Origin of the sequence: Bradyrhizobium sediminis (assembly GCF_018736105.1) — a bacterium.
GTDB lineage: Bacteria > Pseudomonadota > Alphaproteobacteria > Rhizobiales > Xanthobacteraceae > Bradyrhizobium.
Map to the genome: position 1 here is coordinate 2,574,259 of NZ_CP076135.1, position 15,694 is coordinate 2,589,952.

Sequence of the window (15,694 nt, forward strand, 5' to 3'; positions counted from 1 at the left end):
GGCCTCGCTGCGTCTAGCGTTTCTTGGATCCCAGGCGTGGAATGCATTTTCGCGCGGGGATGACACCCGTCGTGGTCAACTGGGCGCCGGATACTTCCTTGATCTGGCCGGCGGGGCAGGAGCCGTCATCGACCAGGACGCGCTGGCCTAATCGCAGATTGACGATGTCCCGCTCGCGCGACACCTGTTCGGCCATCGCCGATGGCGCGAGCGCGCACAGCGCGAAAGCTGCAAGCAGCAGCATCGACAATCGCCTGATCGGTGCAGTCTTCATATCTGGCCGCGCATCCCGTCTCACTTGTTCTGGATCGTCACGCCACCCGGGCCGACATTGATCTGCAGGCCTTCCGGTTGCTTCTTCGCCTGGTAGAGGTTGTAGCCGAGCACACCCACCGCAACGACCAGCATGCCAATGATGAGATAGAGGATATTGCGGTTGCCGGGCATCCGTGTCTCCATGGGCGCCGAAATCTCGCCCCGGAGTGTATTGGCGCGGGTGCGATTCTGAAAGCGCCAACAGGAAAAGTGACGGAAATGAACGCTCTCAATACCAAGAAGAAAATCCTCGACGCCGTCGATGCCGGATTCGATGCGCAACTTGCCACCACCCGCGACTTCGTCGCTATACCCTCGACCCGCGGCGCGGAGGGGCCTTGCCAGGACATGATCGCCGATCTGCTGCGCCAGCGAGGCTACGAGGTCGACGACTGGCATATCGATGTCGAGGAGCTGAAGGATCTGCGCGGCTTCGGGCCGATCGAGCATGATTTCTCCAGGGCGCGCACCGTGGTCGGCACTTACCGGCCGTCCAACAATGCCGGCAAGTCGCTGATCCTGCAGGGACACTGCGACGTGGTGCCGACCGGACCGCTGGAGATGTGGGAGACGCCGCCGTTCTCTCCGGTCGTGAAGGACGGCAGGATGTATGGCCGCGGCGCCTGCGACATGAAATCCGGCACCATTGGCGCGCTCTATGCGCTCGATGCGATCAAGGCCGCCGGCCTGAAGCCGACGGGGCGGATTCACTTTCAAAGCGTGATCGAGGAGGAGTCGACCGGCGTCGGTGCGCTCTCGACCCTGCAGCGCGGCTACCGCGCCGACGCCTGCTTCATTCCCGAGCCGACCGGCGGCAAGCTGGTGCGCTCGCAGGTCGGCGTGATCTGGTTCCGGCTGAAAGTGCGCGGCTTTCCGGTGCACGTGTTCGAGGCCGGCTCAGGCTCCAACGCGATCATGGCGGCCTATCACCTCATCCATGCGCTGGGAAAGCTCGAGGCCGAATGGAACGAGCGCGCCAAGGCCGACCATCATTTCAAGGCGGTGACGCATCCGATCAATTTCAATCCCGGCATCATCAAGGGCGGCGACTGGGCTTCCAGCGTGCCGGCGTGGTGCGACGTCGATTGCCGGATCGCGATCCTGCCGGGCTGGTCGGTTTCCGATTGCCAGAACGAGCTTCTCGCCTGCGTCTCGGCGGCGGCGCGCGATCATCGCTTCCTCTCCAACAATCCGCCCGAAGTGGAATGGTCCGGCTTCCTGTCGGAAGGCTATGAATTGAAGGATTCCGCGGCGCCCGAGGCGGCCTTCGGCAAGGCCTTCAACGCGGTCTATGGCGGCGGCGTGGAAGACCTCGTCTTCACCGCGCTGACCGACACGCGGTTCTACGGGCTGAACTACAACATCCCGAGCCTGTGCTTCGGCGCCAGCGGTGCGGCGATGCACGGCTTCAACGAATATGTCGATCTCGACTCGCTGCGGAAGTCGACCAAGGCGACCGCGCTGTTCATCGCGGAGTGGTGCGGGGTGGAGGCGATTTAGAGAAGGCTGACGCGGGTGCAAATGACCCGTATCGGAATTTGTACTGAAAAGTTTCGGCTTTCGGCACTTGCCTTGCCGGTCCGATGATGTCCGTTAATCGGGATAGACCGGAATCGGCGTTTAGGAACCGTCAGGACCGGTTACACGCCATAGGTGAAGTCCTGGAGCTTCTGCCATGGCGTGCTCGTTGTCTTTGGCGCCCCTTGCCAGCTTCTATTGCTGGCGAGGCGGGAGCACGGCCGGAACATCCCATCAGCGGACATTGGCCGCACGACATTGCCGATCGGTCTCGGGCATACAAGAAGCCCCGCACGAAAAGGACAAAAGCAGGGCGGCTTCCACTTGTTCCGATAACGGCAGCCTTGCTGATCGACCAAATCAAACGGCAGCCGGTGAAGAAATTTCCGTCCTATCGTCGATGTTTTTGTTGAATTTGGCTGCATTGGCCATCATATGCCAGATATCGGATGTTTACCCGTCGCAGCGAGGGAACTGGAAATGGTGATCTTGCGATTGATCGTAAATGCGTGCCTTGCCGGAGCGATGCTCGCAGGTGCGCCGGCGCTCGCGGCGGAGGCTGCGCGGCCGAACAAGGTCTCGTTCTATTTCGCAGCGCACGAGGACGACTGGCAGCTGTTCATGAACCCGTCCGCCTTCCATGACGTGATCGATGGCGCTGCCAAGACCATCTTCATCCACGTCACCGCCGGCGACGCCGGCCTCGGCATCGGCTCGGGCGACCGCAAACATCCATACTATCTCGCGCGGGAAAACGGCGCCGAGCAGGCGGTACGCTTCATGGCCGACGCCAATCATGTACCGGTCAGCCGCGCGGCGTCGAGCATGTCATTCAATGGGCATCTGATCTTCCGCGTCAGCTACCGCAACACCGAGAGCTATTTCCTGCGCGTCCCAGACGGCAACCCGGCCGGCTCGGGCTATTCTCGCACTGGCTTCCAGTCGCTCAAGCGCCTCGCTGATGGTGTCAACGACACGCTGGCGGCGGTCGATGGCACTGCCGCCTATCACGGCTGGAGCGATCTGGTAGAAACGCTGCGCGCGATCATCGATTATGAGAGCGAGCAGGCAGGGCTGGTGCAGATTAATATTCCCGAGCTCGATCCGCGCATCAATCCGGAAGACCATTCCGATCATCTGATGACCGCGAAAGCGGCCATCGACGCCGCGCGCCATTTGCCCTGCGTCCGCCGGGTGTCCTATGTGGACTATGCCAGTTCACGACTGCCGGAGAATCTCGACCTGCAGCAGCGCGACATGGAAAGCTCGGTATTCGCGGTGACGCTTGCCGGCGTACAGGCGCTGGGTCACGGCACCTCCTGGCATCACTACGACAAGTCCTACGTTGGCCGGAACTATTTCCGCGTGCAGGAACCGACGGGCAGCTGCGCTGCACCAGCGACCGAGATCGCGACGCGCGGTGCCGCACAGAATTAGCCGGTGGTCCGGGCTTATATGTACCGGACACCGACAATACGCAGCCGATCCTCCCCTAGACTTGCGCATTTGATTTGACCCCGGTTCGACGGCGCAGCAGCTTCGCTGCGCCTTTCGTTCCGCGCATGGCGCATTTCGAGACGGCTCAGTCAGCCGCAATCACTTGACGCAAGTCAACACGCCCTGCGCCTTTGTCTTGAAGACTGGCCGTCAAAATCGGCCGACAGTTGCCGGGAAAGTTCGATGCGCCATTTCGAAGCGCCAGTCGCTGCGTCGGAAACACATCGCGTTGCCTCGGTGGACGCCCTGCGCGGTTTCAATATCTTCTGGATACTCGGTGCCGACGGCATGATCTGGTCGTTCGAGGAGATGTCGCACAGCATGGGGCCAGTGCTGGGCGCGATCGGACACTTTCTCGATACCCAGATGACCCACGTCGCATGGGAAGGCTTCCGCTTCTACGATTTTATTTTCCCGCTGTTCATATTCGTCACAGGTGTGGCGATCGTGCTGTCGTTGCCGCGGCTGGTCGAGCGAGAGGGCAAGGTACGGGCGCACGTCCGGGTGCTCCGCCGCGCGTTGCTTTTGTACGGTCTGGGATTGATCTACTATGGTGGCATCAGTCTGCATTGGGACGATATCCGCTTTGTCGGCGTGCTGCAGCGTATCGCAGTCTGCTATCTATTCGCGTCGCTCGTGTTCCTGAATTTCCATTTGCAAGGCATCGTCGTGGCGCTGGTCACGCTGCTGGTCGGCTATTGGGCGTTGATGACGTTCGTGCCGGTGCCCGGCATCGGCGCTGGCTCGTTCGTACCGGACGCCAATTTAGCCACCTGGATCGACGCACATTATCTGCCTGGACGGATGTGGGAGGTCGGGCGCGATCCGGAAGGGCTGTTGAGTACGCTGCCGGCAATCGGCACATGCTTGCTCGGCGTGCTTGCGGGCCTGCTGCTGGTCGATGAGCGGCTGCAGCCGCAACAAAAATCGCTGACACTGATCGGCGCCGGCATCCCGCTGGTCGCCGCCGGATATCTTTGGGGATTGCAGTTCCCGATCATCAAGGTGATCTGGACCTCGTCGTTCGTGCTTGTCGCCGGCGGATACAGCCTGATGCTGCTGGGCGCGTCCCATCAGATCATCGATGTGTGGGGCTTCAAGCGCTGGGCGGTGCCATTCGTTTGGCTCGGCGCGAATGCCATCACGCTCTACTTCATCAACAATGTGTTGGGCCTCGACGATGTGTTGGGTTTCGAGCGGTTTGCGATGCGTTTCGTCGGTGGAGATTTTGCTGCCTTACTCGATCGCGTGGCGATACCGGGTGCTGGGCATTTCGTTGTGTGTACGCTGGGTCTGGTATTCGCCATCGCGCTCGCTGGCTTTTTCTATCGTCGCAAGATTTTCCTGCGCCTCTGATCGTGTGTCGATAGAGCCACAGTAAGTCACGATGAGGCCGCGCTTACACGCGCGCTGAAGCGCCAGCTGTGAGCTTTGTCGCAGCGATCATCCAATCCAAATTCTCCGGGCAAACAGTGCCGCGTTCATGAATAGGAGCGCGCCGAGAAGTCCAATCGCCCCAACAAAAAGCCACTTCGCTCGCATTCCCAAATCGGCACACACGACAAACAGAGGAAACGAAACGAGATTGAATCTGCCCATCGACGTGAATCCCGCTGGTCCACCGCTGAGCGTGAGATAAGGCAACAACAACGTACCTATTGCGAACAGGGTCCATGAGAAGCGCAGGCGATACCAGCCGACAACAATCAGCACGATGAACAGCAAGGTGAACCAGCTGGCTTGCCCCCAGGGATTCCAATCGTTGAGGATTGCCTGGGTGAAGGGTTCAAATTTGAGTGCTGCAACCAGTCTTGTTGCCTGTGGCGTTCCCAGATGGAAAGCCGTTTGCCCTTTCCAGAATACAAGCGGGTCTCCGAAAGCGTACCAAAGGTAGATCATGAACATCGAGATACCCGATGTGGCGAGAAGAACGCACGGTATCAGGGCAGGGAATAACGGCTTGTGATCTCGATTGAGCCACATCTCCCGGACAAGCACGGGCAACAGGATGATGCCCGTAGATCGGTCCGCAACTGCCAGACCTGCAAACAGTGCTGCCGACAAATAGCTTTCTCGCTTCAGAGCGAGAAAAAACGAAACGATCAGGAGCAGTTCCAATGGTTCGGTATACCCGGCTGACAGGAAGACCGAGGCCGGAAAGAAACTGAGCAATGCAGCGGCGGCGAGAGCGAGTTGATCGCCAAATTCCTCGCGAACCAGCTTGAAAAGAACGACGATAGCCAGCAATCCAGCGACGTTCGATACCAGCAGCAATGCATCCGCAGGCGTGAGGCCGCTAATCGCTGCGAGGCCCCGTGCGAGCATTGGATACAACGGATAAAACACGACATTCTGTTGAATGGTCGGATCGCCGTTATACTGATATCCTTGTGTTACGATCTTGAAATACCATTCTGAATCCCATTGCAGCAATTGGTGGTACCAGAATGGTCCCGCAGACCAGACTTCGGGCGAGATGGGCAGATATTTTTGCGAGAACACCAGTCCGAGCGCGACCACCGTCCGCGAACATAAAAATATCAGGATCGCGCAAAAATAGGGTAGCCAAGAATGAGTTTTGCTGTTCGGACTCTGCATCTCCATGTCCATAGTGTCGCGTGGTATGGGCACAAGATCAATCGCTCTGAGTGTACTGAAAACCGTTCGATTTCCGGTTCTGGGGCACTTTTCGGACATGGTGCGATGTCTGACCTGAGTCCGCTATGTGCAGCAAAGCGGACGTCCGCCAACGCCTCTCGTTTATGAGTTCACTTCCTCACCAACCCGCACTGCCTCATCGCAGTCGCCCATGATGGGTTTCGAAGGGCTCAACCCATCTTGCGGGCGCTTCGTGCCCTTACCACACAGCTGCGACGCAGCCTGCGGCAAATTAACCCGACGGGCAAATTTTCGCTTTCACCGTCGGGCAAATCACTTTTAGGACTTGCGCCATCCTGTCCCCTTAGGAAGGGGCGTTGGCCATCGTCACCGAACGTTGGGATGGGATGCGGTGGACGCGGCGGCGTCGGGCGTGAGGTTTGTTCGCAGGGCGGTTTTCCGTGAGCGGACAGCGGCGCGCAGGACGTACGATGCTGAAGCGTACGGCGAAGTCGTGTGGATCTGACGCCTCAGTGGTTGGCGTCAAGTCTTGCGGAGGTGCTGAAAGCCCGACCGGGCCGAGGTGCCGGCTTCCGTCAGGCGACGGGGGCAAGAAAGCCCGATACCCCGGGGTGAGCGCGATATAAGCCGTAAAGCCATTGCGCAGGGAATGCCGGATCGCCTCCGCTGCCCTGTATGCTCGTGTGCGTTTTTTTACTCGTGCATTTTGCACACGAGACCGCGGGTGCAGCGCGCATCCGGCATTTCCTGCTCCCTCTCTTTCGAGGGACAACGACATGCGAACCTCGGGCATATCCTGCCGCGAGAATGCGAACGTGCATCTGCTGTTTGAAATTCGAATCGAATTTCCGGGCCGTCACTGCGAGCGCAGCGAAGCAATCCATCGTGCGGCTTGTCTTGAAGCTGGATTGCTTCGTCGCTGCGCTCCTCGCAATGACGGTTGATGGTCAGGAGCCTGGCAATGCGGGCCACAACGCCTTCACGATCGCATCCAGCCCGTCGGTCAACGCCGCGGGGCCGGGCTGCAGGATCAGCGGCGACTTGATCTCGACGATGCGGTCGTTGCGGACGGCCGGAATCTCGCTCCAGCCCGGCCGTTGTCTGATTCTGTCGGGAACCACCTTCTTGCCGCACCAGGAAGCGAGGATCACATCGGGTGCTGCGGCGCGCACAACGTCGGACGAAATGATGCGGTGTTTCGCGGCCTGTTGAAATCTCAAGTGAGGCAGCGCGTCCTCGCCGCCGGCGATCTCGATCAGTTCGGAAACCCAGCCGATGCCGCTGATCAGGGGCTCGTCCCATTCCTCGAAATAGACCTTTGGCCGTGCCGATGGCCGCGGCGTGGATGCGATCGTTGCGAGGCGCGCTTCAAAGCCGGTTGCGAGCCGATCGGCGCGCCCGGCTGCACCGACCAGCGCGCCGAGGGTGCGGATCATCGCCAGAATCCCGGCGACGTCGCGCTGGTTGAAGACATGGATGGCGACGCCGGATCGGACCAGGTCGGCGACGATATCCGCCTGCAAGTCCGAAAACGCCAGCACGAGGTCCGGCTCCAGCGCGAGGATTTTCGGAATGTCCGCCGAGATGAAGGCCGACACCCGCGGTTTCTCGCGCCGCACCCGCGGCGGCCGTACCGCATAGCCGGAAACGCCGACGATGCGGTCCTCTTCGCCGAGCAGATACAGCGTCTCCACGGTCTCTTCGGTGAGACAGACGATCCGGCGGGGAGGGAACTGGCGCATGGAAGAGGGTATGGCGAATGACAAATCGCTTGTCACTGCAATTACGTTGAACGTCATTGCCGGGCAAAGTAGTCTGCCTTACGCAGACTACGTACACTTGTCTGCGCTCCCGGCAATCCATCATATCAAGAATGTTCTCAATGAAGATTGATGGATACGCGGGTCAAGCCCGCGTATGACGATTTGAAAGCAAAGGGAGACGACCGGGATGACGCCGCTGGAAAAACTCAATTCGATGAAGATGCCGTTTGCCGAATTGAAGGGCGTGAAATTCACCGAAGCCGACAAGGACCGTGTGGTGGCGCGGATGCTGGTGCGGCCCGATCTCTGCACGTTGCATCATACGATTCACGGCGGCGCGGTGATGGCGTTCGCGGATTCGGTCGGCGCTGCCGCGACCGTGATCAATCTGCCTCCGGATGCCAAGGGCACCACCACGATCGAGAGCAAGACCAATTTCATCGGCGGCGCCAGGGAAGGGACGACGGTGATTGCGACCGCCACGCCGGTGCATCGCGGCCGCCGCACCCAGGTCTGGCAGACCCGGCTGGAGACCGAGGACGGCAAGCTCGTGGCGGTCGTGACCCAGACCCAAATGGTGCTCTGATAAGCGGCGCCAGCGCCCTAATGGTTAAGAAATTGTGACCAAAAATCTGACGTTTATTGAGGCAGGACAAGGGGTTGAAATTGATGGTGCGATGCACAATATTCGTTGTCTAGGGATTCGACGCCTCCTCGAGGGATATCCAAGAGGAGTTACCAGATGCGACACGAAGCTATTACCGGTTCGACCCGTGCCAGCGGCACCGTTCGGATCCTGCGCCAGCAGGAGGAATTGCCGCTGCTGCGCGATCACCTGCTGAGGCTCGACCCGGAGAGCCGGCACGACCGCTTCCATGGCTTCATGGATGACAGCTTCATCGAACGCTATGCCAAAAAATGCGCCGACGACGGCACCGTCATCATCGCCTATATCGAGGACGGCGTGGTGCGGGGCGCGGCGGAACTGCATCCGCCGGATCAATCCCCGGATTCACTGCCCGAGATCGCCTTCAGCGTGGAAGCGCGGGTGCGGCGGCAGGGCGTCGGCAGCATCCTGTTCAGGAAGCTGATCGCGGAAGCGCGCGCGAAGGGCTACCAGTCCTTGCGGATCACCACCGGCGCGCAGAACCAGGCGATGCGGGCGCTCGCCCACAAGTTCGGCGCGCATCTGACGTTCCGCCACGGCGAATCCACCGGCAGCATCGATCTGAAGCAGCGGCCGCAGCCCGGGCCGGCAAGGGCGGCGATTGCGACCCCGGCCGAAGCGGCGCGCGCGATGATCAACATCAACCGCGCCTACTGGCAGATGTGGCTGCGAATGTACGGCTGGGGCCGGACGGCCTGACCGGTAACCGGTCGCAAAAAGCCCTTCGCCGATCCCGGATCTGCGAAGGGCTGTAGTGGTGCCGGAAAGAGCAACGTCAGGTGCCGGTACGCTTGTCGTTGCCGAACTTCCTGACCACGCGGCGCTCGACCACGATCGAGCGCTGCGCGCCCTGCTCGCCGGCGATGACGCGGGTCGTCGAACGCCCCAAAACCGGACGCGCGGCCTTCTTCACTTCGGCCTGAACCGCTTCGATCGGCAGCCCCATCAGGGATGCTGCGATCTCCGCCTGCGCCTCCAGATCGTCGGTAATGCCGACGGCGGCAAAAATCGCCTCTTCCAGGGTCGGCGGGTCGCGCCGCACGCGCCGGGTTCCGTACTTGGTGTTCCAGTCTTCACTCATTGGGGCCTCGCATCTCTTCGGCAGATACCTAGGTGCCCTTATGTTGCATTGCAATATGAAATTGGCATGGCAAGGCAGCCATGCACTACAACTTCTCCAGCCTGGTCGCGTCGTAGAGCTCGATGGTGGTGGCGGCTGCCGCCAGCGGCTGCAGGGCGCGGACGAAATCGCGCGAGGCCGGCACCGCGAAATGCGCCAATAGCGCCGCCCGATCGGCCCATTGCTCGAAAAACACCAGCCGCAACGGGTTCTCGCAATCGACATGCACGGCGTGGGAGATGCAGCCGGGCTCCAGCCGCGAACGGCGGACGTGCTCGAGGCTCAGCTTGCGGACCTCGTCCAGGGAATCCGCCCGGGCCGTGACGCTGCCAGTGACGACGATCATCGCTTTGCTCCGCGGTTGCCTGCCAAGGTCATGGGACTGCATCGCCGGCGCCGGCAAAATCCACCGGCTGCTGCGGCCACCGCTTCAGCGCCGCGCGGCCGGCATCGGTCAGGACATAGATGCCGCGCTCGGCGCGGTCGAACCAGCCGTAGACGTTATTGAGCAGAATCTTCGGCGCGTCCGGTATCTCGGGCTTGAGATCGCGTACCCGCCGCGGGCCGTGCGACAGCGCCGAGGCGCAGGCCAGCGCTTGCTGGCGATAGGCGGTCATGATCGGCGCGCGCGTGCTGCCGCCCAGCGCCGGATCGCCCTTGCGGCGCCGGTGCTCGGCGACGAGGCGCGAGCGCTTTTTGGGATTGCGGCGCGGAGCGGTGGTCGGTGGCTTGACCAGCACCTCGACGTCACCGGTGTTGGTGACCGCGAGCATGCCGAAGCCGAGCCGGCGGCACAGATTGCGATAGCGCGCATCGCTCTCGCGGCCCTTGCCGCGCGCCGACATCCTGGCGGCCAGCCAGACCTCATCGGCGGCGCCGGCGCGGTCGACAGCTTGCAGGACCAGCTCGAGATTGAAGGAAAGCTTTAGTTCACCGATCACCACGATCGGAGGCTCGTCGCCGCTCAAGGCCACCAGGTCGCAGCCGCCGACTTCGCCCTTGACCGTGAAGCCGAGGTTCTCGAGGAAGCGTTTCACGGGCAGATACAGCGCGGTTTCCAAGGGGGCTCCGATGCGGGCGCCGAGGCGGGCTCCGGCATGGGCCCGACGCCGCCCGCGCGACTCAGCGGCGCCAGTTTAGCCTGATTTGCGTTCTGGGGATTTGATCAAAGGGCCGGGGAGCGGCTAGCATGACTGCGGGACAAGGCGGATAGCGTCGGACGGATGGCTTGCAATTCCAAAGGGGATTGGCGGGTCGCGTGGCATTTCGTCGAGGCCGGAGCGCCAATGCTGAAGGGACTCTACAAGGTCGAGATGCATACCGTGCACGGTTCGCGCCGTGGCGTCCTCTATGTCTATGACGGCAAGATGATGGGCGGCAATTCGGCCTTCGCCTTCGTCGGCACCTACCAGGAATCCGAAAGCGGTGAGGTCTCGGTCGAGATCTCGACCATGCGCCACAATGACGATCCGAATTTCCAGCCGCTGTTCAAGACCGACAAGATCACCCTGTCGCTCAGGGGCAGGCAGCAGGGCGAGCAGTATTTTTTCGAAGGCGGCACCGCGCAACTGCCCGGCATAGCCTTCAATTCGGTGATGACCCCGATCAGCGAGGAGGCCGCGCCGCCGGTCGTCGCGGCCGGCGAGGGCGGCATTCGCAACGGTCTCTATTCGATACATATCCGGATGCTCGACGGCGTCGACGGCGGCAATACCGGCGTCATGGTGCTGCACGACGGGCGGATCCGCGGCGGCGATGCCTTCTTCGACTATGTCGGCGCCTACACCAGCGCCAACGGCAGATGGAAAGGCGAACTGATCAATCACGAGCATACGCCGAGCCAGGGCGAGCGGCCGGTGTTCGGCGGCTACGAGGTCGGCATCGGCTTCTCCGGCACCTACACCGATGAGGGCGCGGTCGCGGAGGCAACCGCACTCGCCGGCAAGCGCAGCATTCGTTTCAGCGCGGTGCTGAAGAGGATGGCGGAGGCGTAAGCGATCAGACCCGCCCGCTGACCGGGAGCAGCGCGCCGGTGACGGCGCTGGCGGCGTCGCTTGTGAGAAACAGGATCACATCTGCCAGTTCCTGCGGCGTCACCCATTTAGCGAAATCCGCCTTCGGCATGCTGGCGCGATTGGCTGACGTGTCGATGATCGACGGCAGTACGGCGTTGACGGTGATCTTGCCTTTCCACTCGGCGGCGAGCGCCTCGGTGAGGCGATGCACGCCCGCCTTGGAGGCGGCGTAGGCGCCCATGCCGGCGCCGGCCTGCAGCGCGCCCATCGCGCCGACATTGACGATCCGCGCCGAGGCCGAAGCGGCGAGATAGGGGATCGCCGAGCGCGATGCGTTCAGCGCGGTCAGCACATTGAGCGCGTACATGCGCTGCCAGGTTTTCGGATCGCCCTCGGCGACCGCCTCGAACGCAAACCCGCCGGCGATATTGATCAGCGCGTCGAGCTTGCCGAAATGCGACGCAGCGGCGTCGATGGCCTGTTTGGCTGCCGCCGCATCGGAGAGATCGACGCCGCCGAGTTCGATCCGGCTCGCCGTTGGCGGCAGCTGCGTCGTCGCGTGATCGAGGCCCGCCACCTTCGCGCCGCGCTTGAGGGCTGTTTCCACGACCACCTCGCCGAGTGCGCCCGAGGCTCCGGTGACGACAATGACTTTTCCGTCCATGATTGGTCTCCGGTGAGGGCCGCAACGGACAATTCACATGCCTGAAGCGCCGTGGCCTTGCAACACTCGCCCCGACATCTGCGGCCGTACCCTGCGCGACGGCGCAACACTCCGTATTGCTACGGTGGCCGATCGATAAAATTTGCCGGAGTTCTGTAAGCGGACTGCAGAAATATCGGGCTAGGCTCCGGGTGGTCCAATCACTGGGCAGGGGCGCATCACGATGAGAAATCTACCCGATCACGGTTTACCGCTTGTTCAGCTCAAGGAGCAGCGGCGGGATCTGATTGTAGCGCTGCAAAACCGCAACGGCCCGGTCAGCGGCTGGGAGTTGATGCAGATCGCCGCGGTTCAGCAGGCCATCTCGGCATTCGAGGACGTCATCGCCGATCTCGACGCCGAATTGGAAGCGGCTGCGTAACGCGGTTTTCCCGTTCCTCTTGTGGGGGGAGCAATCAGGATTCCAGGTAGCGTGCCTGCAGTTCGGTGCGTTCACTGGCGCCGATGCGCAAGCCTTCGCTGAAATAGCTTTCGAGATTGCCGTAGTCGGCGTTGATGGTCTCGAAGGCGGCGGCGAGGAAGGAGGCCTGCACCGACGCCAGCACCTGCTTGACTTCCTCGGGCAGGTCGTTGCTGGCGGAGGGGTCGCGACGGTAGAACCGGTTGGTCAGCAGATAATCCTCTGATATCAGATCGTCCGACACGCCCAGCGCGTGCAGGATGAGCGCGCAGGCGAAACCGGTGCGATCCTTGCCGGCGGTGCAGTGGATCACCAGCGGGGCGCGGTCCTCGAGCAAATGGCCGAACAGCGCGCGAAAGCTCGGCGTGCTCTGACGGACATAATTGCGGTAGGAATCGCGCATCACCTCCAGCGCATCGGCCGTTGACAGCGTCGTGCCGCTGTCACGCTTTGCTCGCAGCGCCGCAACCACGGTCGGCTCGACCGGCAGCGAATGCACCGCGATCCCGGCGACGCCGCACAGGGCGGCAACCCGTTCCTCGGTGCCGCGAAAATCGAATGCGCTCCTGACGCCGAGGCCGCGCAGCACCTCGATATCGGCCTCCGTGAGGTGGCCGAGATGGTTGGAGCGGAAGATCTGCCGCCAGCGGACGGCGCGGCCGCCTCTGCCGGGGTAGCCGCCGAGATCGCGGAAATTGCTGGCGCCTTCGAGATTGAGATGGCGGGCCGGGGAATCTGACATCGGACTACCTTAAGCCATCCAGCAGGGGCGAAGAAACCACGGAGGGGCATATCGCCTGGTCGGACGTCTCTGGTCTATAGTCCCCTTTGAGAGGGAACCATGAATCGGCAAAACATCGTCATTTTCGGCGCGGCGCTGTGCGTTGCGGGGGCCGCAGCCGGTCCATCGCCCGGATTCGCGCAGACGACGTTCCAGAACTACAGCTGCGCCGACGGTTCCCAGTTCATTGTCGGATTTTTCGAATACGACAAGCGCGCCCATCTGCAGATCGATGGAAAATCAGTGACGCTCGGCAAGCGCCTGGCGCTGTCGGGCTCGCGATATTCCGGCGGCGGTGTTACGCTGACGATCACCAAGGCCGGCACCACCCTCAAGCGCGCCAAGCGGCGGGCGACGGCGTGCGAGATGATATGAAAAGGGCCGAAACGCTTTCGTTTCGACCCTTTTTCCGTTCCTGGGATCGCACCGACCGCCGTCGGTGCGTCGGCATCTTGGGCGCCGTCCGCATCAGCTCTCGCGCACCGGCTTGGACTCCTGGATGGCAGCGTCGTGGTACCAGGCGCCGCCAACGGCGACCTCGCTGACGCGCGATGAAGCCAGATCGGTGGCGGCCTTGGTCTCCTGGTAGCGGCGTCCCCCGAGAGCCGAGCGGCCCCCGGCGGGGAATTGGTAGATCTTGGCAGACCCATGATTCAAACTCGTATTCATCTCCGTATCTCCTGATGCGCGGCGCGCGGTTGATTGATGGTGCGCCCGACTCGTTCGCGAGTCGTTACTGATCCGGATATCGTTGGTGCCCCCGGTTAGTGCAACCTGATGAAAACAAGGCCACTAACTGTATATATTTTGAGCATTCCTGCCCTTGGCTTCCCGGGAAGCAGCCGATGGCTTGCTAACGCTTAAGCCGTCGCCAGGGCTGCAGAGGTCGGCCGGGGTTTGCGGCCAATGCCGCCTTGGAATGGCGCGGATTTAATCGGACCGAAGGGCGGCCCGCCGACTGCCGCGTTATCGGGCGCAATTCCAGCCCGAATCATGGCTCTCCGGAGCGCAACCGGCCGTGCGACCCGCGCGGCTTTGCCGCACCACGAACTTGCATAGCAGTCGGGCCGCCGGCGCGACCGCCTCCCAGGGGAGGCATGCCGCACCGCAGCTATTGGCATTTTAATTGCTTGGTAAGGTGTGGCCGATGGCGGCCGGGTACGTGTGTGGCGGCCAATAGGGTCTCGGTTGCCCCACCTTTCGCATCATCAACATGAGAGAGCTCAATGACAAAGTATAAGCTCGAGTATATCTGGCTCGACGGATACTCGCCGACGCCGAATCTGCGCGGCAAAACGCAGATCAAGGAATTTGATTCGTTCCCGACGCTGGAACAGCTTCCGCTGTGGGGCTTCGACGGAAGCTCGACCCTGCAGGCCGAAGGCCATAGTTCGGATTGCGTGCTCAAGCCGGTCGCCATCTATCCCGACGCCGCGCGTACCAACGGTGCGCTGGTGATGTGCGAAGTCATGATGCCCGACGGCAAGACCCCGCATGTCACCAACAAGCGCGCCACCATCCTCGATGACGAGGGCGCTTGGTTCGGCTTCGAGCAGGAATATTTCTTCTACAAGAACGGCCGTCCGCTCGGCTTTCCCAATGACGGGTACCCCGCGCCGCAGGGCCCGTATTACACCGGCGTCGGCTACTCGAACGTCGGCGATGTCGCCCGCGAGATCGTCGAGAAGCATCTCGATCTCTGCCTCGCCGCCGGGATCAACCACGAGGGCATCAACGCCGAAGTTGCGAAGGGCCAGTGGGAATTCCAGATCTTCGGCAAAGGCTCCAAGAAGGCTGCTGACGAAATGTGGATGGCCCGCTATCTGATGCAGCGATTGACCGAGAAGTACGGCATCGACATCGAATATCACTGCAAGCCGCTCGGCGACACCGACTGGAACGGCTCCGGCATGCACGCCAACTTCTCCACCACCTACATGCGTGAAGTTGGCGGCAAGGACTATTTCGAGAAGCTGATGAAGGCGTTCGAACTGGCCCGGGAAGATCACATCGCAGTCTATGGCCCGGACAACCATCTGCGGCTGACCGGCAAGCACGAGACCGCGTCAATCCATCAGTTCAGCTACGGCATTGCGGACCGCGGCGCTTCGATCCGCGTCCCGCACAGCTTCGTCAATAACGGCTACAAGGGCTATCTCGAAGACCGTCGTCCGAACTCGCAAGGCGACCCCTACCAGATCGCTTCGCAGATCCTGAAGACGATCGCCTCGGTCCCGGCCGCCGCCAAGTCGGCCGCAGCCTAAGCGCTCACGCA

19 protein-coding genes are annotated in these 15,694 nt (G+C 61.8%); 9 read left to right on the forward strand and 10 right to left on the reverse strand.

Annotation, left to right across the window (positions count from 1 at the left end; all coding sequences use genetic code 11):
• Positions 1-13: 13 nt before the first annotated feature.
• Positions 14-274 carry a DUF6719 family protein gene (locus KMZ68_RS12225; protein ID WP_371741452.1) on the reverse strand — a complete coding sequence of 87 codons (261 nt, stop codon included), beginning with the start codon at positions 272-274 and terminating at the stop codon, positions 14-16.
• 20 nt (positions 275-294) lie between these two features.
• Entirely contained in the window at positions 295-447 is a 153-nt protein-coding gene (locus KMZ68_RS12230; protein WP_215615997.1) for a hypothetical protein, read from the reverse strand.
• A gap of 87 nt (positions 448-534) precedes the next feature.
• Here KMZ68_RS12230 and KMZ68_RS12235 point away from each other — a divergent pair, with 87 nt between their 5' ends.
• The 3 genes from KMZ68_RS12235 to KMZ68_RS12245 all read left to right on the forward strand — a co-directional run bounded on the left by KMZ68_RS12235 (position 535) and on the right by KMZ68_RS12245 (position 4,686).
• A complete protein-coding gene (locus tag KMZ68_RS12235; RefSeq protein ID WP_215615998.1) occupies positions 535-1,815 on the forward strand; it encodes an ArgE/DapE family deacylase in 1,281 nt (426 codons plus the stop codon).
• 453 nt (positions 1,816-2,268) lie between these two features.
• Positions 2,269-3,270 (forward strand): PIG-L family deacetylase, encoded by a 1,002-nt coding sequence (locus tag KMZ68_RS12240; protein ID WP_215615999.1) that lies wholly within the window; start codon positions 2,269-2,271, stop codon positions 3,268-3,270.
• Between the two features lie 243 nt (positions 3,271-3,513).
• Positions 3,514-4,686, forward strand: a complete 1,173-nt coding sequence (locus tag KMZ68_RS12245; protein ID WP_215616000.1) for an acyltransferase family protein — start codon at positions 3,514-3,516, stop codon at positions 4,684-4,686.
• An 87-nt stretch (positions 4,687-4,773) separates the two neighbouring features.
• Here KMZ68_RS12245 and KMZ68_RS12250 read toward each other — a convergent pair whose 3' ends face one another.
• On the reverse strand, positions 4,774-5,934 hold the full coding sequence (locus tag KMZ68_RS12250; RefSeq protein ID WP_215616001.1) for a mannosyltransferase family protein: 1,161 nt from the start codon (positions 5,932-5,934) through the stop codon (positions 4,774-4,776).
• A gap of 962 nt (positions 5,935-6,896) precedes the next feature.
• A complete protein-coding gene (locus tag KMZ68_RS12255; protein ID WP_215616002.1) occupies positions 6,897-7,691 on the reverse strand; it encodes a cobalamin-binding protein in 795 nt (264 codons plus the stop codon).
• Between the two features lie 208 nt (positions 7,692-7,899).
• On the opposite strand from KMZ68_RS12255, the gene KMZ68_RS12260 reads away from it, so the two are divergent.
• Both KMZ68_RS12260 and KMZ68_RS12265 read left to right on the forward strand, forming a co-directional pair.
• Positions 7,900-8,298: a PaaI family thioesterase gene (locus tag KMZ68_RS12260; protein ID WP_215602215.1), complete on the forward strand. Its 399-nt coding sequence runs from the start codon at positions 7,900-7,902 to the stop codon at positions 8,296-8,298.
• Positions 8,299-8,454: 156 nt separating this feature from the next.
• Entirely contained in the window at positions 8,455-9,078 is a 624-nt protein-coding gene (locus KMZ68_RS12265) for a GNAT family N-acetyltransferase (RefSeq protein WP_215616003.1), read from the forward strand.
• A gap of 76 nt (positions 9,079-9,154) precedes the next feature.
• On the opposite strand, the gene KMZ68_RS12270 is transcribed toward KMZ68_RS12265, so the two are convergent.
• The 3 genes from KMZ68_RS12270 to KMZ68_RS12280 all read right to left on the reverse strand — a co-directional run bounded on the left by KMZ68_RS12270 (position 9,155) and on the right by KMZ68_RS12280 (position 10,560).
• On the reverse strand, positions 9,155-9,460 hold the full coding sequence (locus KMZ68_RS12270; RefSeq protein WP_215616004.1) for a hypothetical protein: 306 nt from the start codon (positions 9,458-9,460) through the stop codon (positions 9,155-9,157).
• Between the two features lie 85 nt (positions 9,461-9,545).
• On the reverse strand, positions 9,546-9,845 hold the full coding sequence (locus KMZ68_RS12275; protein WP_215616005.1) for a putative quinol monooxygenase: 300 nt from the start codon (positions 9,843-9,845) through the stop codon (positions 9,546-9,548).
• Between the two features lie 28 nt (positions 9,846-9,873).
• Positions 9,874-10,560 (reverse strand): DUF2161 domain-containing phosphodiesterase, encoded by a 687-nt coding sequence (locus tag KMZ68_RS12280; RefSeq protein WP_215616006.1) that lies wholly within the window; start codon positions 10,558-10,560, stop codon positions 9,874-9,876.
• A 225-nt stretch (positions 10,561-10,785) separates the two neighbouring features.
• Here KMZ68_RS12280 and KMZ68_RS12285 point away from each other — a divergent pair, with 225 nt between their 5' ends.
• On the forward strand, positions 10,786-11,493 hold the full coding sequence (locus KMZ68_RS12285; protein ID WP_215616007.1) for a hypothetical protein: 708 nt from the start codon (positions 10,786-10,788) through the stop codon (positions 11,491-11,493).
• Between the two features lie 4 nt (positions 11,494-11,497).
• Here the strand turns inward: KMZ68_RS12285 and fabG are convergent, their stop codons facing one another.
• Positions 11,498-12,178, reverse strand: coding sequence for a 3-oxoacyl-ACP reductase FabG (fabG, locus tag KMZ68_RS12290; RefSeq protein WP_215616008.1), 681 nt, complete (start codon positions 12,176-12,178; stop codon positions 11,498-11,500).
• 223 nt (positions 12,179-12,401) lie between these two features.
• Between fabG and KMZ68_RS12295 the strand changes: the two genes are divergently transcribed.
• Positions 12,402-12,599: a hypothetical protein gene (locus KMZ68_RS12295; protein ID WP_215602208.1), complete on the forward strand. Its 198-nt coding sequence runs from the start codon at positions 12,402-12,404 to the stop codon at positions 12,597-12,599.
• 34 nt (positions 12,600-12,633) lie between these two features.
• Here the strand turns inward: KMZ68_RS12295 and KMZ68_RS12300 are convergent, their stop codons facing one another.
• Complete coding sequence (locus tag KMZ68_RS12300) at positions 12,634-13,380, reverse strand: tyrosine-protein phosphatase (RefSeq protein ID WP_215616009.1); 747 nt, start codon at positions 13,378-13,380, stop codon at positions 12,634-12,636.
• Between the two features lie 99 nt (positions 13,381-13,479).
• On the opposite strand from KMZ68_RS12300, the gene KMZ68_RS12305 reads away from it, so the two are divergent.
• Positions 13,480-13,794, forward strand: a complete 315-nt coding sequence (locus KMZ68_RS12305; protein WP_215616010.1) for an MliC family protein — start codon at positions 13,480-13,482, stop codon at positions 13,792-13,794.
• A gap of 93 nt (positions 13,795-13,887) precedes the next feature.
• Here the strand turns inward: KMZ68_RS12305 and KMZ68_RS12310 are convergent, their stop codons facing one another.
• The gene (locus KMZ68_RS12310) at positions 13,888-14,088 is read right to left on the reverse strand and encodes a DUF2735 domain-containing protein (RefSeq protein ID WP_215616011.1); all 201 of its coding nucleotides are present in this window, start codon (positions 14,086-14,088) and stop codon (positions 13,888-13,890) included.
• A gap of 557 nt (positions 14,089-14,645) precedes the next feature.
• Between KMZ68_RS12310 and KMZ68_RS12315 the strand changes: the two genes are divergently transcribed.
• Positions 14,646-15,683, forward strand: a complete 1,038-nt coding sequence (locus KMZ68_RS12315; RefSeq protein WP_215616012.1) for a glutamine synthetase beta-grasp domain-containing protein — start codon at positions 14,646-14,648, stop codon at positions 15,681-15,683.
• Positions 15,684-15,694 lie beyond the last annotated feature (11 nt).